Genomic DNA, 23719 nt, shown 5'->3' with positions numbered 1-23719 from the left:
AAGAAAATCCCTTTGATTTTGATTGCTTAGCAATTAAAATTTTAAAACAATAATAATATCCCAAAATGCCAACTTTTTCCGAAAAGTTGGTAAAATAACTAACCCCTTTTCTGAACGAAAGTCAGAAAAATAAAAAAAACAGATGAGCGTATGTTTGTAGTAAAAAGAGACGGAAGAAAGGAGCCAATGATGTTCGACAAAATCACCGCGCGAGTGAGAAAGTTGTGCTATGGCTTAAACGATTTGGTAGATCCTGTAAAGGTGGCTATGCGTGTAATTGAAGGATTATACGATGGCGTAACTACCTCAGAATTAGATAACTTAGCAGCGGAAATTGCTGCCACAATGACGACAACGCATCCCGATTATGCACGATTGGCGGCGCGTATTTCCGTATCAAACTTACATAAAAATACCAAAAAGTCGTTTTCGGAAACGATGACGGATTTGTACGAATACATCAACCCAAGAACGGGTAAAAAAGCACCATTACTTTCGGATGAAGTGTACAAAGTTGTCATGGATAATGCCGATCGTTTGGATTCTACCATTATCTACAACCGTGATTTCGGATACGATTATTTCGGATTTAAAACCTTAGAACGCTCTTACTTATTAAAACTCAACGGCAACATTGTAGAACGCCCACAACACATGTTGATGCGCGTTTCTGTTGGAATTCACTTAGACGACCTAGAAGCAGTGATTGAAACCTATGAGTTAATGTCTAAAAAATTCTTTACGCACGCTACGCCAACATTATTCAACTCTGGAACGCCAAAACCACAAATGTCATCTTGTTTCTTATTAGCAATGCAAGACGATAGTATTGACGGAATTTACGATACGCTCAAACAAACCGCAAAAATTTCTCAATCGGCTGGTGGAATTGGCTTGTCTATTCACAATGTACGTGCCACAGGCTCCTATATTGCAGGAACCAACGGAACGAGTAACGGAATTGTACCAATGTTGCGTGTGTACAACGATACGGCTCGTTATGTAGATCAAGGTGGTGGAAAACGTAAAGGCTCGTTTGCGATTTATGTAGAACCTTGGCATGCGGATATTTTTGACTTTTTAGATTTAAAGAAAAATCACGGAAAGGAAGAAATGCGCGCGCGCGACTTGTTCTACGCAATGTGGATTCCAGATTTATTCATGAAAAGAGTAGAAGAAGATGGCGCTTGGACGTTGATGTGTCCAAACGAATGTCCAAACCTATTCAATGTGCACAGCGACGAGTTTGAAGCTTTATACCTAAAATACGAATCGGAAGGAAAAGGTAGAAAAACTATCAAAGCGCGTGAATTGTGGGAGAAAATCTTAGAATCTCAAATTGAGACAGGAACACCATACATGTTGTACAAAGACGCTGCGAACCGTAAATCGAACCAAAAGAACTTAGGAACGATTCGCTCATCGAATTTGTGTACCGAAATCATGGAGTACACTTCTCCAGATGAGGTTGCGGTATGTAATTTGGCATCTATTGCTTTGCCAATGTTTGTAAAAGGAAACGAGTTCGATCACAAAGAATTATTCCGTGTAACGAAACGCGTAACGAAAAACTTAAATAGGGTAATCGACAGAAACTATTATCCTGTAAAAGAAGCAGAAAACTCAAACTTCCGTCACCGTCCAATCGGATTGGGAGTACAAGGGTTGGCAGATACGTTTATCAAATTGCGCATGCCATTTACGTCGGATGAAGCGAAAAAATTGAATCAAGAAATCTTTGAAACGCTATATTTTGCGGCAGTAACGGCTTCTATGGAAATGGCAAAAGAAGAAGGACCATACCAAACGTATGAAGGTTCGCCAATGTCCAAAGGAGAATTCCAACACAATTTATGGGGCATTAAAGATGAAGAACTCAGCGGACGTTGGGATTGGGCAAAATTGCGCAAGCAAGTGTTGAAAAATGGAGTGCGTAACTCATTATTGGTAGCGCCAATGCCAACAGCTTCTACCTCGCAAATTTTAGGAAACAACGAATGCTTTGAGCCATACACGTCTAATATTTACACAAGACGTGTATTGTCTGGAGAATTCATCGTAGTAAACAAGCATTTGCTAGAAGATTTGGTAAACTTAGGTTTATGGACGGAAGATTTAAAGCAAGAATTGATGCGTGCGAATGGTTCCATCCAACACATTGATGAAATTCCACAAGACATCAAAGAATTGTACAAAACAGTGTGGGAATTGAGCATGAAAGACATCATTGATATGTCGCGCCACAGAGGATATTTCATTGACCAATCGCAGTCGTTGAACTTGTTTATGGAAGGTGCTACGATGGCGAAATTGACATCAATGCACTTCTACGCATGGAAATCTGGATTGAAAACAGGAATGTATTACTTGCGTACGAAATCGGCAGTAGACGCTATTAAGTTTACGCTGAAGAAAGAAGTGAAAAAAGCGCCTGTAGCGGCAGAAACAGCTAGTGCTATTTCTGTGCAAACTGCTGCGGCAAAACCTGCACCAATTGCAGTAGAGCCACTAACACCTGAAGAAATGAAGGAATTAATTGCGCGTTCAAAAGGCAATCAAGACGACGATTGTTTGATGTGCGGTTCTTAAAATAAGTTAAAGGACAACTATATTTTCAAAGCTGGTACTGAGTTGCAAACTCGTACCAGCTTTTTGTTTTTTATCATACTTTGAGAATCAAATAATAGTGGATTCCTGCGAAGGCAGAAATAACAAAGAGAAAGCGTAACCATCTAACTATCTAAGCAAGTCTAAAAAGTCTAACAATATAATAATAAAGATTTTCCAGTTACATCAAAATCGCGAGCAAAGCGAAGCAAAATAGTCTAAGAGATTCTCGCCTACGCGAGAACAAGTCTAGCAGCGAAGCGATCTAATTCAATATATCCGTTCCCAAATACCCATCATCTTTATTATAATACCACGCACGATTTTTTGGCATTTTAATTCCGTTAATCACCTTTTCGTCTGTTAACAAAATATATTCTCCGTCGTTTTTAGATTCGTCTTTAAAGAACTGATACACTTCCATCGCGTATGTTTTCGGATTGAAATAAAAGTACCACGTATCTTTTCCAACACTTTCGTTGTAGGTAACTTTTAAGACTATATATTCCTTGCCTTTAAAGGTTTTTCGTTGCACTTTTGGGTCAATAAGCGTTCCTTCGTCTTTCAACTTCATGGGCAAACCATATAAATAGGTATAATAATTTTTGTATAAATGGGCACGTTCGCAACTGAGATTGTTTTCTTTTTTGATTTCTTCTGAAAGATTGGAATTTCCGTTAAACGCAATCGCACAACGGTCTTTCGCAATGGTATATTCGGTAGTTTTCTCGCCGCGAGTAGCTTTTACAGAAAAATATTCGTCTGGTAAATTGATATGAATGATACTCACGCGATCAGGATTTTTGGGAGTTTTCATTGTAATGTGCAACGTGTCGTTAAACGTTTCCCAATTGCCATTCGGGTCATGATATTGGATAGCTTTTTCAAGAAGTACTTTTCCAGATACTTCCTGCGCAAAAGTAATCGTAGAAATACATAGAAAAATAGAAATGATGACAGATTTTAGCATGTGTGTAGCATTTGATTGCTCTAAGATAGTATTTTCATCGCAAAGCATAGCGCAAGGCGTAATTTTGCTCAGAAAGAATGTAAAAAACTAAAAAAGTCTAGAATCTAGTAGCAAAGCGATTAAAAAACAATTGCTACATTTTCAAATAGAAAAATTGTTACATTGAAGAACTATTCCTCTTGATCCGTTTTATCTTTAATCGTAGCAGGCTCAACCGAACTATCGTGTTCTTTGTAATATACTTCCAATAAATTCATCGTAGCATTCAGTAAATCTTTGGTTTCTAGCAACAAACTAAAATACAACGTTGTATTCTTCGGACTCGATTCTTCTGTGCGTGTACGTTCAACCTGTGTTTGGATTTTTTGTTGAACCAATTCAAAAATGCCGTCTCTACTCACCAAAACACCTTCTATATCTTCAAACGAACGCGAATCAAAAGATTCTTTCGTTTTATTAAACAAGGTTTCCATAGCTTCATCAACCTGTTTCAACTCTTTAATTTGATTGAATTTTAGCTTCTTATGGTTGTTGTTTACGTGTTTTAAACTCGCTTTCGAAATGTATTCCAACGACTGTGTAATGTCTTGTAAATACCCTAAAATATTGATATAAAAATTACTCGCGCCAACGCTGCTGGCTTCGTCTAAATTTTTAATAAAGAAGAAAATATTATCGCGCAATTCGTCAATCTCATCAGAAAGTTTGGAAATATTTTTACGGTTTTTCTTCAGCATATTCAAATCTTGCTTAGCCAAACCGTTAATGGCGTTTGTATAAATTCGATTTCCTCTTTTCAATACATTTCCAATGGTATCAGCACTTTCGTGAATCACACCTTGCACCGAACTGCTTTCAGCTTTCTTCAAGCTATCTTCAACCTTTGCTTCTTTGGCTTTCTTGTTGTGAATGATGTAGTTTCTGATTAATAAAAACGCTGCTAAACTCAACAACAACGCTAGCATGATTGGAAGGTGAATGTTCAATAAGAAGGCTATCAATCCTGCTGCTAGAAAAGCAACAATAGCTGTAAAGAACCATCCGCCAATCACATTTAAAACTCCTGCCACTCTATATACGGCACTTTCTGCGCCCCAAGCTCTATCTGCCAACGAAGTTCCCATCGCAACCATAAACGTAACGTAGGTAGTAGATAATGGCAATTTCATAGAAGTAGCAATAGAAATCAATACACTGGCAACCATTAAATTTACGGCTGCACGTACCATGTCGAATGCAGGAATGTCTTTTTTATTTTTATAACTCTTTACTGGTGGCGTTGCAAACTGTTTGTCAATCTTCTTTTGCCATGAATTTGGAATGATAGAAGAAACTCCAGTGGATATGCCAATAGAAGCACGAACAAAACCTCTCGACAACGAATTTGGTCGAAAACGTTCTTTTGTTTGTTCTTGACTTGACAAATCGATTGACGTTTTTACTACGGCTTTTGCTTTGCTTGAAAACCAAAGTGTGATTACCATGATAAAGCCTGCAATTACTAGGAAAATAGTCGGTGTTTCTACCGTTTTTCCTAAAAAGCCCATTTCAAAATCTTTTGCTGCTGCTACAATATCGCCACCAGCAAAACCGCTTTCCATAAACTTTTCAAACGCTTGCCAACCCGCAATTGGAACACCAATAAAGTTTACCAAGTCGTTTCCTGCAAATGCGAGTGCTAAGGCAAAAGTTCCAATAACAATAATGAGTTTATAAATATTTACTTTGAGAAGCGACATTACGCCATAAGAAATAATTGACCAAGCCACAAAACTGATGGTTACAATTTGTAACACATACACTTCTAAAAAGTCTTTCAGCGTTAGAGAAGATGCTGTATCTACAATTTTATTGGCATATGAAGTTCCTTTTATTCCTTTTACAAAAATAAAATAGGTAATCGCTGTTAAGGCAAATCCGCCAAACAAAGCGCCAATCCAACGTGCTTTTTCATTAAAATTATAGGATAACAACAAACGTGAAAACCATTGCACGACAGCACCAATCGTAAACGCAATGACGACAGACAATAAAATGCCGACAATAATTTCAGTAGCTTTGGAAGTGTTGATATATTCAAGAAGCGTATCGTATCCGTCTCCTTTCTTACTAATTGTAATAAGTGCCATGGCAACCGCAGCTCCAAGCAATTCAAAAACGATGGAAACCGTAGTAGAAGTAGGCATTCCGAGCGTATTAAAAAAGTCGAGCAGCAAAATATCCGTAATCATTACTGCCATGAAAATGATCATGATTTCATGAAAATGAAACTGTTCGGGCGTAAAAATTCCTTTTCGGGCGACTTCCATCAAACCGCTTGAAAAAATAGCACCGACGGCAACACCAACGCTGGCTACAATCATAATTGTTTTAAAAGAAATGGCTTTTGAACCAATTGCAGAATTCAGGAAGTTTACTGCGTCATTACTAACTCCAACGACCAAATCGGCAATCGCCAAAATAGTCAACGCAATGATCATCAGTAAGTAAATATTGTCCATACGAGGATTTTAAAAAAAATAATTTACAAATATCAAAAGTGTTGTCAAATGTAATGTTACCATAAGGTTATATCTTAACTGTTGCCTATGGCGTCGCTAAAGATACTAAATAACTGAAAAACCACAGAAATATAACTTTACTTTAGGGAATTGTTTTTATAAACTGTTTAGAATATATGTGTTGGTATTTACAATATTAATGTGCTATATTGCACGTAAAAATGCTATTTTTCTAATGAATTGGGAACAACTACTCTCTCTTAAACGTCATGGAGATACCCACAAGCGCTTGCGCAAAGAGCAAGACGAAACCCGATTGGGTTTTGAAGTAGATTACGATCGGGTCATATTTTCATCCGCTTTTCGCAGTTTGCAAGACAAAACGCAAGTCGTTCCATTGTCTAAAACCGATTTTGTACACACGCGACTTACTCACAGTTTGGAAGTTTCTGTCGTAGGACGAAGTTTGGGAAGAAAAGTTGGGAAAAAACTTTTAGAAAAATATCCGCACTTACAAGAAGTGCACGGTTTTCAATTCAACGATTTTGGTGCCATCGTTGCCGCCGCTGCCTTAGCACACGACATTGGAAATCCGCCATTTGGACATTCGGGCGAACGTGCTATTGGTGAATATTTCAAAATTGGAAACGGCACGCAATTTCAATCAAAATTAACGGCAAAAGAATATCAAGATTTATGCGATTTTGAAGGAAATGCGAACGGATTTAAAATTTTAACCGAAAACCGAAAAGGTGTCGACGGAAGTTTGCGTTTAAGCTATGCCACTTTGGGCGCTTTTATGAAATATCCGAAGCAATCGTTACCAAAAAAACCAACAAAACATATTGCCGATAAAAAATACGGCATTTTCCAATCGCAAAAAGAAGCATTTACCGATGTGGCAAACGAATTGGGTTTACTACAACAAGGTGAAGGTGATGACATTCGCTACGCCAGACATCCATTGACATTTTTGGTAGAAGCTGCCGATGATATCTGTTATACAATTATTGATTTTGAAGATGGAATCAATCTTGGCTTAATTCAAGAAGAAAAAGCGCTCGAATACTTAATCAATTTAGTGCGCGACACCATTCACAAAGAAAAATACAGCGCCTTACAACACCGAGAAGATCGGTTGAGTTACTTACGTGCTTTATCTATCAATACACTCATTGAAGATGCGGTGCGAATTTTTCTAGAAAACGAAGAAGCAATCCGTGCAGGCGATTTTTCCGTAGGTATTATGGAGAAGAGCAAGTACAAAGCACAGATTGAAGATATTATCAAAATTAGTTTCGAAAAAATTTACAAAAGCGAAGAAGTCATCGAAAAAGAAATAACAGGATATCATGTATTGCAGCACTTACTAAACACCTTTATTTCTGCAGTAGAGAATCATCACAACGATTCATTATCTAGCTATGACAAATTGATTTTGAAAGTTTTACCAGAAACAGTAGACTATAAAACAAATCATTTATACCATCGACTGATGAACGTAACGAATTATATTTCCAGACTCTCCGACAGTCAGGCAGTATTATTGTTCAATAAGCTCACAGCCAAAACAGTATAAACAAAAATATTAGCCTCTTAACCCTATTATTACTAACTAAATTATGTATTCAAATTACATTAAAGCAGGAATTCTCATCTTATGTGCCTTGTGCGCGATGCAACTAAAAGCGCAACAGGCAGTTTCTGTCAACAAAACCATCAAGTTTACTACACACGTTTCTTCGGAAGAAGCGCAAAGAACATTTTTACAAAAGTTCAATGTAGACGACAATCACACATTCCAAACAATTACAGTCAACCAAGACCGTACAGGAATGAAGCATGAGCGCATGCAACAATATTACAATGGAATCAAAGTAGAATTTGGTACGTTGATTATGCACTCAAAAAATAATGCAGTAAAAAGTATTAATGGCGAAGTGTACAATGGACTTGGTGTAAATGTAACTCCAACCTTATCTCCGCAAGAAGCATTTGAAAAAGCAAAAGCGTTTGTTGGTGCACAAGAATATTTATGGTCAAATCCTGCGGAAGCAGCAGCTATCAATTACAGCAAACCTGAAGGCGAATTGGTTTTATTACCAGAAATGAATGAGTACTCTGGCTTGCTCAACTTGGCTTACAAATTTGACATGTACGCTACACAACCAGTGAGTAGAGGCGAAGTTTATGTAGATGCGCAAAACGGAAACATTTTATTCAATAATAAAATCATCAAACACGCTTACAATGAAGGACGTGAGTATTTCAACAATCCAAACAATCTAAAAGCAAAAACAGCGACCAATTTGTTTGTGACAGGTTCTGCGCAAACAAGTTACAGTGGATTAAGAGATATTGAAACACGCTTAGAAACGAGCGGAATGTACACACTAAATGATGACTCAAGAAGTGTGTACACACGAGATGCGCAAAACGTACCTTTTGGTGGCGGATACATAAACAACTTTGCCGAATTTGAAGATGCAGACAATGTATGGTCACTTCCAGGATTAGACAACGCTGCGCTAGATGCACATTGGGGCGCTATGCAATCGTATGACTATTGGTTAAACGTGCACGGAAGAAACGGAATTGACGGCAACGGTTTTGCCATGCGAAGCTATATTCACGTAGCCAATCCACAAAACGGAGCAAGTTGGGTAAATGCCGCTTGGAATGGTTCAGTAATGTCGTATGGTGATGGTGGCGGCGGATTTGATCCGTTGACAAGTATTGATATTTGCGCACACGAAATTGGACACGGAGTTACACAATTTGCCAACAACTTGGTATATGCTAGAGAATCTGGCGCACTCAATGAAGGCTACTCAGATTTATGGGGCGCAGCTATTGAATTTTATGCGAAAGGAAATGGCGATGACCTAAATCCGAATGTGCAAACGTGGCAAATAGGAGAAGATATTGCACCTAATGGCATCGGAATTCGAAGCATGAGCAATCCCAACCAATTTGGTGATCCAGATACGTACGAAGGTGCCAATTGGCGACCAACTTCGACTGCAGGTTGCCCAACACCAAACAATAGCAATGACCAATGTGGCGTACACAGTAACAGCGGTGTGTTAAATTACTGGTTTTACTTACTGGTACAAGGAGGTTCTGGAACAAACGATGTCTTCAATCCATTCAATGTTACTGGAATCGGAATGCAAAAAGCAGAAGAAATTGCATATTTGGTATTGCGCGACTACCTCACGCCAAACAGTACCTTCTTAGATACTAGAAACGCGGCAGTAGAAGTAGCTCTAAGTTTATACGGCTCTAACAGTCCAGAAGCCATTGCAACACAAGATGCATTTTTTGCGGTAAACGTTGGAAATCAGTACGTAGCACAAGCAACGGATGCGCGATTGGTATCTGTTACCGATCCTGAAATTCACTGTGGATTAAATACCTATTCACCAAGAGTCCGTGTGGAAAACTCTGGAGTTACGACCGACATTACAACCTTGGATATCAATTACACTATTGACGGTGGTTCCGTAAACACATTTACCTATAACGGAAGCATTCCTGTGGGAAGTACTACAGATATTGATCTTCCAGCAATTACACTCACCAAAGGATTGCACGCGTTAAGCTTTTCAGTCGATTTACTAAATGATGGCGATGCGTCCAACAACCAAGAAGGGTTTGCCATTCGCGTGAATGAAATTGGCGCAGTAGATGATGTATATGACTTAGAAAACGCAGATGATGAGCTACTTACCTATGCTGATGGTATTCCGCAATTGTGGAGTAGAGGTGTTTACAATCAATCAGGAAGTGTTTTTGCTACTACAACGCTAAGCGGAAACGTATACGCAACCAATTTAAATGGAGATTATTTCCAAAACACGAGAAGCTATCTTGTTACTGATTGTTATGATTTGAACGGAATTGCCAATCCGACGCTAAAATTTGATATGGCGTTCGATATTGAGCAAAACTGGGATTATTTATACGTAGAATATTCAACCAATGGTGGCGTAGATTGGAATGTTTTGGGTGATGCTACCGATCCAGATTGGTACAATAGTGACAGAACCTTTGCTTCTTCAGGAAATACCGATTGCTTCAACTGTATTGGCTCGCAATGGACAGGAACCGATACCACCATGAAAGAATACAAATACAATTTATCTGCATTCAACAACGAATCAAGTATTGTGTTTAGATTTGTTTTAGTGACAGATCAAAACACGAATAACGAAGGTGCTGTCATAGATAATTTAGTAGTTGCTGACATATTAAGCGTAAATGATGTTGCTGTAAACAATGCGTTTTCAGTATATCCAAATCCATCAAAAGGAAGTTTCAACATCAAAGCGGCGAGAAACTTAGGAGATGTGTCTGTAAGCATATTTGATATCAACGGAAGAAATTTATTTTCGAAAAAAATCAATCTTACAGGAACAGCCAATATCAATGTAGATCATCTACAATCAGGATTATATATCTTAAAAATTGCAGGAGAAAACTTCGTAGAATCTACTAAAATCGTCATCGAATAATGTAGAGAAGTCATCTCCAAAAAAGAAAAAAGAAAAAGAAAAAATTATGAAAAAAACAACTCAAAAAGGACTTGCTATCGGTTTTGTGTTGCTCGCTGTGCTTGGCTATATTTTTATAGACGAGTTCGCTGCTGCGGAAGAAAAAAGTCTTTCAGCAGCAGAATTGCGAGAAAAGCATGCCAACTTCTTAGCAAACAGTCCGTACAAGGAAACACAAAAACTATCTAGAAAAGAACGCAAAGCGAAAGGCTTACCGCCAAATGCCTATAACGAACAAGTGTGGGAACTCACTATGAATCCAAGCTTGGGGCGACCAACACCTGAGTTGCTTCCTCAAATTGAGCGCGAAATAGAGCAATTTCAATTGCAAGGACGCGCGCCAGGCGATGCAGCAGACAATAATTGGGTAGAACGTGGACCCAACAATATTGGTGGTCGTACACGCGCCTTGCTCTTTGATCCAAACGATATCAACAATGCCAATCCTGCCGACGATTATACACGTGTATTCGCCGGTGGCGTTTCGGGTGGATTGTGGGTAAATGATGATATTACCGATGTCAATTCGTCTTGGCAATTGGTAACAGGATTGCCAGACAATATTTCGGTAACGGTAATTGTTTCTGACCCAAATGATTCCAACACCATGTATTTAGGCTCTGGAGAATCGTACACGTCAGGATTTGCCATAGGTTCAGGAATTTACAAATCTACTGATGGAGGCGTCACATGGCAGCAAGTCTTAGGCGGAAACTTTGGAACAACCTCTAACATAAGTGGAAATGTTGCTATTGATGGAATTTTTTATGTAAACGATGTAGTGGCAAGAGACAATAACGGAACTACGGAAATTTATGCCGCTATAGCAAGTGCGCCGTATAGAGAATCGGGAGTTCCTTTCAATATCTTAGGATTTGACCAAAGAGGATTGTACAAATCGGATGACGGCGGTACAAACTGGTCACGTTTTCCCATTCAGTTTGGGAATGGAGCCTATAAAAATCCAAACGATATCGAATTGGATATCAATAACGATATTTGGTTAACAACCACAAGTGATTTCTTTGGAAACAATGGAGGAGAAATTTTAACATCTACAGATGGAATTACGTTTACTTCAGTATTTACTTTACCAAATACACAACGTACCGAATTAGAACCTTCATCAACAACAGCGGGAACGTTTTGGGTAGCAGCAGATGTCGGCGGTGGATCGCAGGCAAACTTATATCAAACTACCGATAGTTTTGCTACCATAACGCTCCTCACAGAACCAGATGATGCTGACAATGGAATTCCTGCTTCAGATTATACAAGACAACAAGCCTTTTACAATTTGCCTATTGAAGTAGATAATAATGACAATTTATACGTAGGAGGAATTGATTTGTTCAAATTTAACAACACAAATTCTGAATGGGAGCAACTCTCAAAATGGCAAACAGGCGGCGGACAACAAAATATTACAGCGTCTTTAGTACATGCCGATCAACATGCAATTGTATTCCGTCCAAACGATAATACACAAGCAATCATAGGAAATGATGGAGGCGTGTATTACAGTGCAGATATTTTCAACTCCGCAGGAAACGCCAATGCCATTGTGCCAAGAAATTTAAACTACAATGTCACACAGTTTTACTACGGAGATATTGCTGATGGCGATATTGCTGATGGTGATGATTTTGCAGGAGGAACGCAAGACAACGGAAGTTTAATCGCACTTGATGCGAATGCTGGTGTCAACAGTTTATCAGAATTTTTAGGAGGTGACGGAGCCTACACAGCCATTGATTTTAACGACGGTTATATGATTGCGTCTTTTCCATTTTTAAGTCACGCATTTATTCCATATCCTACATTGAACTTTTCAGGCGCGTATTTTATTGCCAATGCAAATGAAGGAGGTTTTATCAATGTGGCAGAATTGGACAAAAATACCAATACATTTTATGCCAATACTACGCTGGGCGGAACAGCTAGAATCGGTCAGTTTACAAACATTACTAACGGCGGTTCTAACGTTGTACGAACAGATTTGACGAACGCTTTACTCAATAGCAGTCCAACTGCTTTTAAAACCTCTGCAGACGGACAAACACTGTATGCAGGACTTCGCAACGGACGTTTGTTAAAAATTGAAGCGGCATTAACTACGATTCGAATTTGGTCAAACATTCAAGATGCTGGTTTTGTAGGAAGCATCTCTGATATTGAATTCGGAGAAACGGAAGATGATTTATACGTAACGTTCCATAACTACGGCGTAAACAACGTATGGTATTCTCCAGATGCTGGTGTTACGTGGGAACAAAAAGATGGAAACTTGCCAGACATTCCCGTAAAAGCGATTCTAGTCAATCCATTAGTAGCAAACGGCGCTGAGGTTATCATCGGAACCGAATTAGGTGTTTGGAGATCGTCAAACTTTAATACGGCAAACCCAACGTGGGTACGCTCAGATAATGGAATGCGTTCTGTGCCTGTGTTAGATTTGGATTTACGAACCATAGACAATACCGTATTGGCAACTACGCACGGAAGAGGATTCTTTACAGGACAATTCTTGCCTGGCGTATTAAGTACAGAAGAATTTACGGCGGACAATAATTTTTCTATCTATCCGACAATTTCGAATGGAAACATGACCATCAAAGCTAACGATAGTGGAAAAACAACTATTACGGCATATACGATTGCAGGACAACAAGCCAGCGTAAAGCAATTGGATTTGAGTAGAAATTCACCATCAAGCTTGAACCTATCGGAATTGGCAACAGGTGTTTATATTTTGAAAATTCAACAAAACAATAAACTTAAAACACAAAAAATAGTGATTCAGTAAATAACGTGAATTCGACGTAAGAAATCGTCATGTTGTTCGTAATTTACTGATAAATAACTCTTTGTCACTTCGAGCGCAGTCGAGAACACTAGAAAACGGTGCTTTTCAATCGAATCTCGGTATCTACGATAATGCTCGATTTGACATTTATTGCAAGTATTTGAAAGTCAGTTAAATATAAGATTACTTATACCGAACTCACGTTAAATAGTCAGCAATATTATAATTTAAAGACTGTTTCAAAAGATATAATTTTATGTCTCCCGAAACAGTCTTTTTTCGTTTTCCAAAAAACAGTAACTTCACAACAAATACATCATAGATTTTACAATCATGAACGCAACCAAAAGAAGAAGAGTCATCTATATTTTATTATTTCTTGCCATAATTGGCTATATTATTAGCAGTAAAAAGAAAAAAGAAGCACAACAAGAAAAACTAAAAACAGAAGCCACTCAAAACGAAAATTAAGTTACAAGTGGCATACAAATCATTGTAAACCTTTTCAATCATGGCAAAGAAAACATTGGTAAATTCTCAAACAGACAAAGATGTATATGCTTTTGTAGAAGCTATTTCCAACGAAAAGCGCAAAGCAGATGCAAAGGTATTGCTCGAAGTATTTAAAGAAGTCACAGGAAAAGAACCTAAAATTTGGGGAACGAGTATCATTGGTTACGGAAAATATTCATATCAACGAAAAAATGGAGACGAATTTGAGTGGTTCAACACAGGATTTTCGCCTGGAAAAGCACACTTATCCTTATACATGATGTACGATGTAAAAACCGAAGCCGAATTATTGGAAAATCTAGGGAAATACTCAATTGGAAAAGGGTGTTTGTATATCAAAAAACTAGAAGACGTAAACATGGATATCTTAAAACAACTCATTGAAAAAAGTGACCGTTGGGAACGGTGATTTTAATGTAGCAATGTGTTAATTTGAAAATGTATCAATGTCTTTAAAAGCTTCGCTTTTAGTTGTTTTGCTTTCGCAAGATGCTATTTTTTGAAAATCGTCTAAAAATCTAAAGCAAAGCGAGTCTAAAAAATCTAAAAATAGTCTTACATTATAATAGTGAACTCAAAAATTCCGTTATTTTACGCTCTGAAATACCACATTCCTCATACAACTCTTCCATCGTTCCATGTTCAATAAACGCATCAGGAATTCCTCGAAAATGTAAAGTATTTTTATATTGATATTGTGATGCGAATTCTGCCACAGCACTTCCAAATCCGCCTTTAATGACACCATCTTCCAGCGTGACAATCGTATCATAACTTGCAAACACTTCATGAAGTAATGTTGCATCTAATGGTTTTACAAACTGCATATCGTACCAACCAATCTGTGCGTCGGTATCAATAGTTTCTAAAATAGGTTGCAGCTGATTTCCAATATGACCAATACTCAACACCGCAACTTTTGAACCTTTTCGCAAACAGCGACCTTTTCCTATTTCTATTTTCGAAAACGGTTGTTTCCAATCGGTCAAACTTCCGCGACCTCTCGGATAACGAATCGCAATCGGATGTTCCAAACCAATTTGTGCTGTATACATAATGTTTCGTAAGGCAATTTCATCCAACGGCGCAAAAATGATGAGGTTTGGAATACATCGCAAATATGCCAAATCGAACACACCGTGATGCGTAGCACCATCTTGACCAACCAAACCTGCTCTATCCAAACAAAAAATCACAGGTAAATTTTGCAATGCCACATCATGAATCACTTGATCGTACGCGCGTTGCAAAAACGTAGAATACACATTGCAAAACGGAATCAGTCCTTGTGTTGCCATTCCTGCAGCTAACGTGACTGCGTGTTGCTCAGCAATTCCGACATCAAAGGCACGTTCAGGAATTGCTTCCATCATAAACTTTAAGGAACTTCCCGTGGGCATCGCAGGTGTAATTCCGATAATTTTTCCGTTTTTACGGGCCAATTCCACAATCGTATGTCCAAACACATCTTGAAATTTCGGCGGTAAATGTGACGTGTTTTTCGGAGCCAATTCGCCTGTAAGTTTATCAAACTTTCCAGGTGCATGATATTTTACTTGGTCTTCTTCTGCTTTTTGCAATCCTTTTCCTTTTGTTGTAATTACATGCAGAAATTTAGGACCACTGACTGATTTTAAGCGTTCCAATTCAGCAACAACAGCCGCAATATCATGTCCGTCAATTGGTCCAGAATAGTTAAAATTCAACGCTTCAAAAATATTGTCTTGTTTTTGTATGCCTTTTTTGACATTCGTCAGATACATCTTTAATGCACCCACACTTGGGTCAATTCCAATCGCGTTATCATTCAGAATTATCAAAATATTAGTATCCGTAACACCTGCGTGATTCATCGCTTCAAACGCCATTCCGCTGGCAATGGAAGCATCGCCAACCACGGCGATATGTTGTTTTGAAAAGTTGTTTTGTAGTTTGGAAGCAATCGCCATTCCCAACGCCGCAGAAATCGCCGTGGACGAATGTCCCACGCCAAACGTATCATACATACTTTCACTACGTTTTGGGAAGCCTGAAATACCTTCTTTTTGACGATTGGTATGAAAAATGTCGCGTCGTTCCGTTAAAATTTTATGTCCGTATGCTTGGTGTCCTACATCCCAAACCAGCAAATCATTGGGCGTATTAAACACATAATGCAAGGCGATTGTCAATTCCACCACACCCAAACTAGCGCCTAAATGTCCTTCTTTTACAGCCACAATATCAATAATAAACTCACGCAATTCTTTCGCTACTTGTGGCAACGCTTCTTTGGAAAGTTTTCGCAAATCTTTGGGCGAATTGATATGTGAAAGTAATTTTTTCATGGACGCATTTAGAATGGTAAAATTACGATTTTAGAATTGGGTTCACTAAAAACTTAGTAGTTTTGCAATACAATTTTTTTAGTATGCAACTCGAAAACATCTTTGACGATACCTATTTTATGAAAAAAGCGCTGCAAGAAGCCGAATTTGCCTTTGAAAAAGGAGAAGTTCCCGTAGGCGCGGTGATTGTGATTGACAATAGAGTGATTGCCCGAGGACATAATTTAACAGAAACACTAAACGACGTGACGGCTCATGCTGAAATGCAAGCCATTACGGCAGCCGCAAATTTTTTAGGTGGAAAATACCTTAAAAGATGTACCTTATATGTAACACTTGAACCGTGTCAAATGTGTGCAGGTGCGTTGTATTGGAGTCAGATTTCAAACATTGTGTATGGCGCGCGCGATACGGAACGCGGATGCATCAATTTGCAAACAAAACTGCATCCGAAAACAGTTATGAAAGGTGGCGTACTAGCAGAAGAAGCTTCACAATTGCTTAAAAGGTTTTTTATTCAAAAGCGAAATCTAAATTAACGTGAGTTCTACCTAAGAAATCACTATGTAATTCATAATTCACTGAGAAATAACTAATTGTCAGTTCGAGCGCAGTCGAGAACAGCTAAGAATTAATAACTTCAAAGGAATCTCGACTGCGCTCGATTTGACATTGAATGTAATCTATTGATAATCTGCTACATAATAAAATAGTTATATCGAACTCACGTTAAAAAATTAATAAAAAAACGCGCAATTCATATTGCGCGCATAGCTTTTTAAGTGGGTTGTTCAAAAAATTTATTCAATAATTTGTACCTGAACTGCAACCATCCCTTTTCGGCCTTCTTCTTCTTCATACGAAACTCTGTCATCCGAATTTAATACTAAGCCATTTAAGTTGGAAACATGAACAAAAATGTCTCTTCCTGTGTCGTCGTTGGTAATGAATCCAAAGCCCTTGTCTTCATTGAAAAATTTAACTGTACCAGTCATTTGTGAAATAAAATAAAATTAATAGATACCTAAGTTAACATTTTTCAAGGACAACTGATGCAAATCGCTGGTGTTTTTTGTGTTATTCTTTTCGTCCGTAGTCGTTCATTTCTTTCAATTTTTCATTGGAAAGTATAAAATCTTCCTTCTTTTTATCTTTATAACGATAGTAAATAAAGAGCGGCATCCAAATAAAAGAAAAGATTAAAATACAGATGCCCATGACTTTTTTATCGAAGTCTTCTTCGGCAAATTCGTACGTATAGGCAAAGATTCCCACACCTAAAAGTGCGATGATAAGAACGATTAAAATGTATTTTATAATTGTATTACTCACTTTAATAGAATTTAAAATGCTTTCGACCTTATTAATTATCTCGTAAAAGTAATCAACTTTCGGCGATATGCGGTTAATAGTTTAGATTTTGAGACGAATCCGTAATATTTATCATCTTTTAATACTGGCAAATTCCAAGCGCTACTGTCTTGAAACTTTTTCATTACAGATTTCATATTGTCTTCTTCGTAAATGATATAATCGGGCGCGTTGTGCATGATGTCATCTACGTGAAGCGAATCGTACAATGCGGTATCAAACATAAACTCGCGAATATCATCCAACAAAATAATTCCCACCAAATTATCATCGTCATCTACTACAGGAAACAAATTGCGCTTCGATTTTGCAACCGCTTCATGCAACATGGTTCGCAAACTCATTTCGGGATGAATGACACTAAAGTTTTTCTCAATAACACTGTCCAATGCCATCAACGTCAATACAGTTTCGTCTTTGTTATGCGTGAGTAAATCGCCTGTAGCTGCCAATTCGCGCGTGTAAATGGTATAATGTAAGATGTTTTTGGTGAATAAAAACGAAATCGCGCAGGTTAACATCAACGGTACAAACAAATCGTAGCCGCCCGTAATTTCCGCAATTAAGAAAATAGCGGTTAGTGGTGCATGAATAACTCCAGCAATCAATCCAGCCATGCCGACTAAGGTAAAATTGGACTCTGAAACGTTAAATCCAAACTGATTGATGACTTTGGCAACGACATTTCCCAGCGCGCTTCCCATCACTAGTGTCGGAATGAAAATTCCACCCGAACCGCCAGCGGCAAAAGTGGTGGTCATGGCAATGGCTTTAAAAATGGTGATACCAATCAGTAGCACAATGACTACCCAAATATTGTCAATATAGGCATCTAGCGGCGTTGTTCCAAGTGCTTTGATGTGATTGCCATCTAACAAATCTGTAATGAATCCGAAACCTTCTCCATACAGTGGTGGAATGAAATAGAGCATCACACCAATAGTCAATCCGCCAATAATGAGTCTATGTTTTTTCTCGCGAAAGCGCCCAAAAAATTTCGTAATGGCAAAATGCATTTTGGTAAAGTAAATAGACGCAAAAGCAGTTCCGACGCCAAGCAAAATATAAAAAGGAATGTCGCCGAGTTGAAACTGTTCTGTCAGATTGAAATTGAACAAGTTTTCATTTCCCAAGAAAAAATATGAAGTCACCACTGCTGAAACCGACGCCAATAATAAGGGAATTAACGAAGTTAAGGTTAAATCGAGACTGAATACTTCAATGGCAAAAATAATAGCCGCTACGGGCGATTTAAAGATGGACGAAATAGCGCCTGCTGCCGCACAACCAATCAACAACATGCGTGTTTTGTTATCAATATGAAATAACTTACTGATGCTAGAACTAATTGCCGAACCCGAAGCAACGGCTGGTCCTAACAATCCGACCGAACCACCAAAACCTACTGTGAGTGGTGCCGTAATGAGTGGAATGTAAATTTTATGATTTTCCATAATGCCCGTTCGCTTGGAAAGCGCGTACAAAATGGACGAAATGGCATGTTCTGTTTCTTTTTTAAATACATATCGCAATAAAATATATACTAAAAACAATCCGATAGTTGGCAGAATAAAGTAGAGTTGATTTTTAGAAAAGATAATGCCGTTTTCTAGCAATGCTTCTATGGAAAAGGTAATGTTTTTTATGGTTACCGCCACCAAACCAGAGCTCAAACCTACCAACACGCCTAAGATATATACAAAGTTTTTGTTGGAAATATGTTTGTATCTCCAAATCAGAAAACGTGTAAAACGTGATTTTTTGCTCGTTGGCATGTTGCGATTGTATCTTTTAAAAATACAAATCTAATGCATCGATTCCAATTTCGCTTGCAGGTTTATAAAATCTTCCAAATACAATTGACGAATGGTTTCTACATACGGACGCCGAACCGAATAGCCATTTTGAAAGTTTTCCAAGCCTTTTTGAATGGTTTTGACCGCTTCTGATTTTTTCTTTGCTAAGATTTCTTGAGGAGTTGGGCTGTGTAACAAATTACTGTCGCGAAAACTGTTTATTTTTATTTCTTTTTGTAACAGTTTGCATTCTTCAAACAATGTCAGTGCCTTGTAATAGTTTGCATCCGCAAAATCTGAATTGTATTTCAAAATCGTGTTAAAATCGTTTAACGCAGCTTCAAAAATTTTCGGATTGTAAATGGAATGAAACTGTGTTTTATTTTTTTCATAATGCGCAATACCACGATACAGAAACGCTTCATGTTCTACCCAATCTTCGCCAGTTTCTTCGGTTTCTTTTTGAATGTGTTTGTCAAAATAGGCAATACAATTGTCATACTCTTTCAAGCCTAAATACGCAATACCACGCCAATAATCGACGCTGTGACCTTGCGGCGCATCAGTAAAATTTGGCGTTAAGGTATCTGTTGCATCAAAATCAGCAATGGCACTTTTATAATCGCGATAAAACCACAAATAATTATATCCGCGATAGCCTTGCCACGTAATTGGATCGAGTTCCACCGCTTTGTCTATATACGGTTTCCACAAGTGTGGCATGCCTCTTTTTAAGAACGGAATCGACAATTCGCGCCACGATTCTGCATGTGTCGGATCGAGTTCTACGGCTCTTGCAAACGCGTTGATGCTTTCTTCGGTTCCTTGATAGTGCTGCATTCCGTAGTGAAAACTGTCCAACGCACGTTTTTTTCGGTCGATTTCGTCTTCGCACGAAAACAAACACAAAACGATTGCTAAACTAAGGAAGTATTTCGGTAATGTTTCCATGTTCTATTCGGTATGAGATGTACATATAGGTATCGCGATACGCACCACGTACAAAATTTGGATTCCATTCTTGTAATTGTGTTGTCAATTCAAACAATTGGTCTTTTAATCCTTCAGTAAAAGTGATTGGTTCTAACTCCAAATTATTTTCATGAATGACATAACGACCCGCTTCGCCTTTGCAATTAATCACAAAACGAATGTTGAGATAGCCAGCATCTGTATAGTTGTTGTTTTTATAATTGGAAAGTATAAAATTTCGCAATCCGTTTTTGCCTTTGCTATACGTGGCACGTTCGGGATTGTAATATTGAAGAATGAAATTTTCGTCACACACTTCAAATCCGTCACTTAACAATGCCGTTTCAGGATTGATATAATGTGCATCTGCGGTGAAGGCGTTTTCTGTTGGAATATAAGTTTCTTCATTCGGTAATTTTTCGCAAGAAATACTACAGGTTGCTAATATGATGATTAGACAGAAGAAACTATAACTTTTGATTGTTTTCATTATCTAAAACTACTAAAAAAACCCTACAAATTGCAGGGTTTTTAATATAATACGAAGTTAATTGTATGCGTGTTTTATAGTTCAGTACAAACTACATATCAAGCTTGATACTGAGTTCTTTCAATTGTTCATCGTCAATTGGTGCAGGCGCATCAATCATGACATCGCGACCAGAGTTGTTTTTCGGGAAGGCAATAAAGTCACGAATCGTTTCTTGTCCGCCCAAAATAGCCACCAATCGGTCCAATCCGAAAGCCAATCCGCCGTGTGGTGGCGCGCCGTATTGGAAAGCGTCCATTAAGAATCCAAACTGTGCTTTGGCTTCTTCTTCTGTAAAGCCTAAATGTTTGAACATGATGGCTTGCATTTGCTTATCGTGAATACGAATAGAACCGCCGCCAATTTCGTTTCCGTTTAAGACCAAATCGTACGCGTTTGCTTTTACATCGCTAGGATTGGTGTCTAGCAATTCCAATTGTCCAGGTTTTGGTGACGTAAATGGATGGTGCATGGCGTGATAGTGTCCTGTTTCCTCGTCCAATTCTAACAAAGGAAAATCTACAACCCACAAAGGCGCAAATTCTTCCGGATTACGCAAACCTAAACGCTCTGCCATTTCCATACGCAACGCACTGAGTTGCGCACGCACTTTATTCGTTGCTCCTGATAGTACACAGATTAAATCACCTGGTTTTGCACCTGTTTTTTCTGCCCATTTTGCCAAATCCTCTTGGTCGTAGAATTTATCAACCGATGATTTGAAGCTTCCATCTTCATTGTATTTTACGTATACCATTCCGAGCGCGCCAATTTGTGGACGTTTTACCCAGTCAATCAGTTTGTCTATTTCTTTACGTGTAAAGCTTGCCGCGCCAGGCACTGCAATTCCGACAACCAATTCTGCCGAATTGAATACGTTAAAATCTTTGTGTTGTGCTACATCGTTCAATTCGCCAAACTCCATCCCAAAACGAATGTCTGGTTTGTCGTTTCCATAGGTTTTCATGGCGTGGTCAAAGGTCATTCTTGGGAATTTTTCTACGTCAATTCCTTTGATTTCTTTGAGTAAGTGACGTGTGAGTCCTTCAAATACATTTAAAATATCTTCTTGCTCTACAAACGCCATTTCGCAGTCAATTTGCGTGAATTCTGGTTGTCTGTCGGCACGTAAATCTTCATCGCGGAAGCATTTTACAATTTGAAAATATTTGTCCATTCCGCCCACCATCAATAATTGTTTGAAAGTTTGTGGCGATTGTGGCAATGCGTAAAATTGTCCTTCATTCATACGAGAAGGCACTACAAAATCGCGCGCACCTTCTGGCGTAGATTTGATTAAATACGGCGTTTCCACTTCGATAAATTCTTGTGAAGACAAGTATTTGCGCACTTCCATTGTTACTTTGTGGCGGAAGATTAAGCTGTTTTTTACAGGATTTCGACGAATGTCTAAGTAGCGATATTTCATTCGGATGTCTTCTCCGCCGTCGGTTGCATCTTCAATGGTAAAAGGCGGTAACAATGAAGCATTCAAAATTGTTAGTTCTGTGACTAGAATTTCAATATCTCCTGTTGGAATTTTAGCGTTTTTGGCTTCACGTTCAATAACGTTTCCTGTTACTTGAATCACGAATTCGCGTCCAAGGGTTTTTGCTTTTTCAAAAACGTTGGCTGGTGTGCGTTCTTCATCAAAAATAAGTTGTGTGATTCCGTAGCGATCGCGAAGATCTACCCAAATCATAAATCCTTTATCTCTTGATTTTTGAACCCAACCTGCTAAGGTAACTTCTTGTGAAACGTGTGATGCTCTTAATTCACCACAACTATGTGATCTGTACATGTGTATGCGATTTTAAAAGCGCAAATTTAATGGTTTTTAGTGGATGAAGCTTGTGAGAATGGAAATATTTTGTGGATTTTCTTTCTTCGAATTTTAGGAATGAAATTCCCTTTTTTACCAAAATTTAGACGCAGAGAAGCTTCTTTTTATGTGTAATGTTACCAAAATTAACAATAGTAAGTGTATGAAAATAAGTGCTTTACAGCTTCAATGTTAATTTAATGTTATGTAAATGTTGTGTGAAAGTAAAAAAAACGTTAAGTTTGTAATGTAAATATTAATAGAAGTCCCAAATCATTAAAAATATATAGATATGAAGAAGTTATTTTTTGTAGCAGTTTGCTTAGTTTTCGGAGCAACTGCGTTTGCACAAAGCAGTGATAAGCCAACATTAGAGAAAAAAGGAGATTTGATTAAAGCGACGTATTTCCATGATAATGGAGTCGTAGCACAAACAGGATTTTTTACGTTGGACGGAAAATTACAAGGAGAATGGAAATCATTTAACGCAAAAGGAAAGAAAACAGCCGTTGGAAATTATGAGAACGGAAAAAAAGTAGGGAAGTGGTTCTTTTGGAATGCTGACCAACTGAGTGAAGTAGATTATAAGAAAAGTAAAATTAAAGACGTAAATGTTTGGAAACGAAATACTTCTGTGGTAAGTAATAAGTAAAAGAACTTTTATAACGACAAAAAAATCCCGAAATCGATACGATTTCGGGATTTTTTTGTTGAGTTTATAGGTTTAAAAGTTTATGAGTTTACGTTTTGAAAATAATTCAAAATTCAGCATTTAAAACTTTAAGTTTCCAAGCACTTCTCGATACAAAATTCTTTCAGAATTTCACTCGAAGTGACGCTTTGATTAGTGTGATAATTTGATAATGTATCAATGTTTCTTTTGTTATGATTATTTAACCTTTAAATTCAAAACACAAACCGTCAGTTCGTGTGTTTTTCCGAAGGAAAA

Annotated in this window: 17 protein-coding genes; 8 read left to right on the top strand and 9 right to left on the bottom strand. The window is 38.0% G+C overall.

The annotated features are described in order from the left end of the window. The first annotated feature begins 150 nt into the window (after positions 1–150). Complete coding sequence (locus tag C8N46_RS03735; RefSeq protein ID WP_108113498.1) at positions 151–2589, top strand: ribonucleoside-diphosphate reductase subunit alpha; 2439 nt, start codon at positions 151–153, stop codon at positions 2587–2589. Positions 2590–2872: 283 nt separating this feature from the next. On the opposite strand, the gene C8N46_RS03730 is transcribed toward C8N46_RS03735, so the two are convergent. Next, positions 2873–3625 carry a DUF6503 family protein gene (locus tag C8N46_RS03730; RefSeq protein ID WP_394340237.1) on the bottom strand — a complete coding sequence of 251 codons (753 nt, stop codon included), beginning with the start codon at positions 3623–3625 and terminating at the stop codon, positions 2873–2875. Between the two features lie 122 nt (positions 3626–3747). After that, complete coding sequence (locus C8N46_RS03725) at positions 3748–6078, bottom strand: inorganic phosphate transporter (RefSeq protein WP_108113497.1); 2331 nt, start codon at positions 6076–6078, stop codon at positions 3748–3750. Between the two features lie 235 nt (positions 6079–6313). Between C8N46_RS03725 and C8N46_RS03720 the strand changes: the two genes are divergently transcribed. The 5 genes from C8N46_RS03720 (at position 6314) to C8N46_RS03705 (ending at position 14362) form a co-directional block, all read left to right on the top strand. Beyond that, positions 6314–7657, top strand: coding sequence for a deoxyguanosinetriphosphate triphosphohydrolase (locus tag C8N46_RS03720; RefSeq protein WP_108113496.1), 1344 nt, complete (start codon positions 6314–6316; stop codon positions 7655–7657). 43 nt (positions 7658–7700) lie between these two features. Next, positions 7701–10595, top strand: a complete 2895-nt coding sequence (locus C8N46_RS03715; RefSeq protein ID WP_108113495.1) for a M4 family metallopeptidase — start codon at positions 7701–7703, stop codon at positions 10593–10595. Positions 10596–10641: 46 nt separating this feature from the next. Beyond that, positions 10642–13440, top strand: coding sequence for a T9SS type A sorting domain-containing protein (locus tag C8N46_RS03710; RefSeq protein WP_108113494.1), 2799 nt, complete (start codon positions 10642–10644; stop codon positions 13438–13440). Positions 13441–13773: 333 nt separating this feature from the next. After that, positions 13774–13911 (top strand): hypothetical protein, encoded by a 138-nt coding sequence (locus C8N46_RS20325; RefSeq protein ID WP_158269072.1) that lies wholly within the window; start codon positions 13774–13776, stop codon positions 13909–13911. A gap of 40 nt (positions 13912–13951) precedes the next feature. Continuing rightward, positions 13952–14362: a DUF1801 domain-containing protein gene (locus C8N46_RS03705; RefSeq protein ID WP_108113493.1), complete on the top strand. Its 411-nt coding sequence runs from the start codon at positions 13952–13954 to the stop codon at positions 14360–14362. A gap of 151 nt (positions 14363–14513) precedes the next feature. Here the strand turns inward: C8N46_RS03705 and C8N46_RS03700 are convergent, their stop codons facing one another. Further along, a complete protein-coding gene (locus C8N46_RS03700) occupies positions 14514–16280 on the bottom strand; it encodes a 1-deoxy-D-xylulose-5-phosphate synthase (RefSeq protein WP_108113492.1) in 1767 nt (588 codons plus the stop codon). An 83-nt stretch (positions 16281–16363) separates the two neighbouring features. On the opposite strand from C8N46_RS03700, the gene C8N46_RS03695 reads away from it, so the two are divergent. Further along, the gene (locus tag C8N46_RS03695; RefSeq protein WP_108113491.1) at positions 16364–16819 is read left to right on the top strand and encodes a nucleoside deaminase; all 456 of its coding nucleotides are present in this window, start codon (positions 16364–16366) and stop codon (positions 16817–16819) included. 261 nt (positions 16820–17080) lie between these two features. On the opposite strand, the gene C8N46_RS03690 is transcribed toward C8N46_RS03695, so the two are convergent. The 6 genes from C8N46_RS03690 to aspS all read right to left on the bottom strand — a co-directional run bounded on the left by C8N46_RS03690 (position 17081) and on the right by aspS (position 22749). Beyond that, complete coding sequence (locus tag C8N46_RS03690) at positions 17081–17275, bottom strand: cold-shock protein (protein ID WP_108113490.1); 195 nt, start codon at positions 17273–17275, stop codon at positions 17081–17083. Between the two features lie 82 nt (positions 17276–17357). Beyond that, positions 17358–17612: a hypothetical protein gene (locus C8N46_RS03685; RefSeq protein ID WP_108113489.1), complete on the bottom strand. Its 255-nt coding sequence runs from the start codon at positions 17610–17612 to the stop codon at positions 17358–17360. A gap of 35 nt (positions 17613–17647) precedes the next feature. Then, entirely contained in the window at positions 17648–19426 is a 1779-nt protein-coding gene (locus tag C8N46_RS03680; protein WP_108113488.1) for a chloride channel protein, read from the bottom strand. 30 nt (positions 19427–19456) lie between these two features. Beyond that, positions 19457–20398, bottom strand: coding sequence for a tetratricopeptide repeat protein (locus C8N46_RS03675; protein ID WP_108113487.1), 942 nt, complete (start codon positions 20396–20398; stop codon positions 19457–19459). Then, the gene (locus tag C8N46_RS03670) at positions 20370–20909 is read right to left on the bottom strand and encodes a hypothetical protein (protein ID WP_108113486.1); all 540 of its coding nucleotides are present in this window, start codon (positions 20907–20909) and stop codon (positions 20370–20372) included. The genes C8N46_RS03675 and C8N46_RS03670 overlap by 29 nt, the downstream gene beginning before the upstream one ends. A gap of 91 nt (positions 20910–21000) precedes the next feature. Then, the gene (gene aspS, locus C8N46_RS03665) at positions 21001–22749 is read right to left on the bottom strand and encodes an aspartate--tRNA ligase (RefSeq protein WP_108113485.1); all 1749 of its coding nucleotides are present in this window, start codon (positions 22747–22749) and stop codon (positions 21001–21003) included. A 313-nt stretch (positions 22750–23062) separates the two neighbouring features. On the opposite strand from aspS, the gene C8N46_RS03660 reads away from it, so the two are divergent. After that, a complete protein-coding gene (locus tag C8N46_RS03660) occupies positions 23063–23422 on the top strand; it encodes a toxin-antitoxin system YwqK family antitoxin (protein WP_108113484.1) in 360 nt (119 codons plus the stop codon). The last annotated feature ends 297 nt before the right edge of the window (positions 23423–23719 follow it).

Source organism: Kordia periserrulae (assembly GCF_003054265.1).
Taxonomy (GTDB): Bacteria; Bacteroidota; Bacteroidia; order Flavobacteriales; family Flavobacteriaceae; genus Kordia; species Kordia periserrulae.
The sequence above is the reverse complement of the archived record's forward strand: the minus strand, read 5'-3'. Positions and strand labels throughout refer to the sequence as shown.

Coding starts and splice junctions, on each gene's coding strand:
- C8N46_RS03735 (WP_108113498.1), top strand. CDS start 151: ATGTTTGTAGTAAAAAGAGACGGAAGAAAGGAGCCAATGATGTTCGAC.
- C8N46_RS03730 (WP_394340237.1), bottom strand. CDS start 3,625: ATGCTTTGCGATGAAAATACTATCTTAGAGCAATCAAATGCTACACAC.
- C8N46_RS03725 (WP_108113497.1), bottom strand. CDS start 6,078: ATGGACAATATTTACTTACTGATGATCATTGCGTTGACTATTTTGGCG.
- C8N46_RS03720 (WP_108113496.1), top strand. CDS start 6,314: ATGAATTGGGAACAACTACTCTCTCTTAAACGTCATGGAGATACCCAC.
- C8N46_RS03715 (WP_108113495.1), top strand. CDS start 7,701: ATGTATTCAAATTACATTAAAGCAGGAATTCTCATCTTATGTGCCTTG.
- C8N46_RS03710 (WP_108113494.1), top strand. CDS start 10,642: ATGAAAAAAACAACTCAAAAAGGACTTGCTATCGGTTTTGTGTTGCTC.
- C8N46_RS20325 (WP_158269072.1), top strand. CDS start 13,774: ATGAACGCAACCAAAAGAAGAAGAGTCATCTATATTTTATTATTTCTT.
- C8N46_RS03705 (WP_108113493.1), top strand. CDS start 13,952: ATGGCAAAGAAAACATTGGTAAATTCTCAAACAGACAAAGATGTATAT.
- C8N46_RS03700 (WP_108113492.1), bottom strand. CDS start 16,280: ATGAAAAAATTACTTTCACATATCAATTCGCCCAAAGATTTGCGAAAA.
- C8N46_RS03695 (WP_108113491.1), top strand. CDS start 16,364: ATGCAACTCGAAAACATCTTTGACGATACCTATTTTATGAAAAAAGCG.
- C8N46_RS03690 (WP_108113490.1), bottom strand. CDS start 17,275: ATGACTGGTACAGTTAAATTTTTCAATGAAGACAAGGGCTTTGGATTC.
- C8N46_RS03680 (WP_108113488.1), bottom strand. CDS start 19,426: ATGCCAACGAGCAAAAAATCACGTTTTACACGTTTTCTGATTTGGAGA.
- C8N46_RS03675 (WP_108113487.1), bottom strand. CDS start 20,398: ATGGAAACATTACCGAAATACTTCCTTAGTTTAGCAATCGTTTTGTGT.
- C8N46_RS03670 (WP_108113486.1), bottom strand. CDS start 20,909: ATGAAAACAATCAAAAGTTATAGTTTCTTCTGTCTAATCATCATATTA.
- aspS (WP_108113485.1), bottom strand. CDS start 22,749: ATGTACAGATCACATAGTTGTGGTGAATTAAGAGCATCACACGTTTCA.
- C8N46_RS03660 (WP_108113484.1), top strand. CDS start 23,063: ATGAAGAAGTTATTTTTTGTAGCAGTTTGCTTAGTTTTCGGAGCAACT.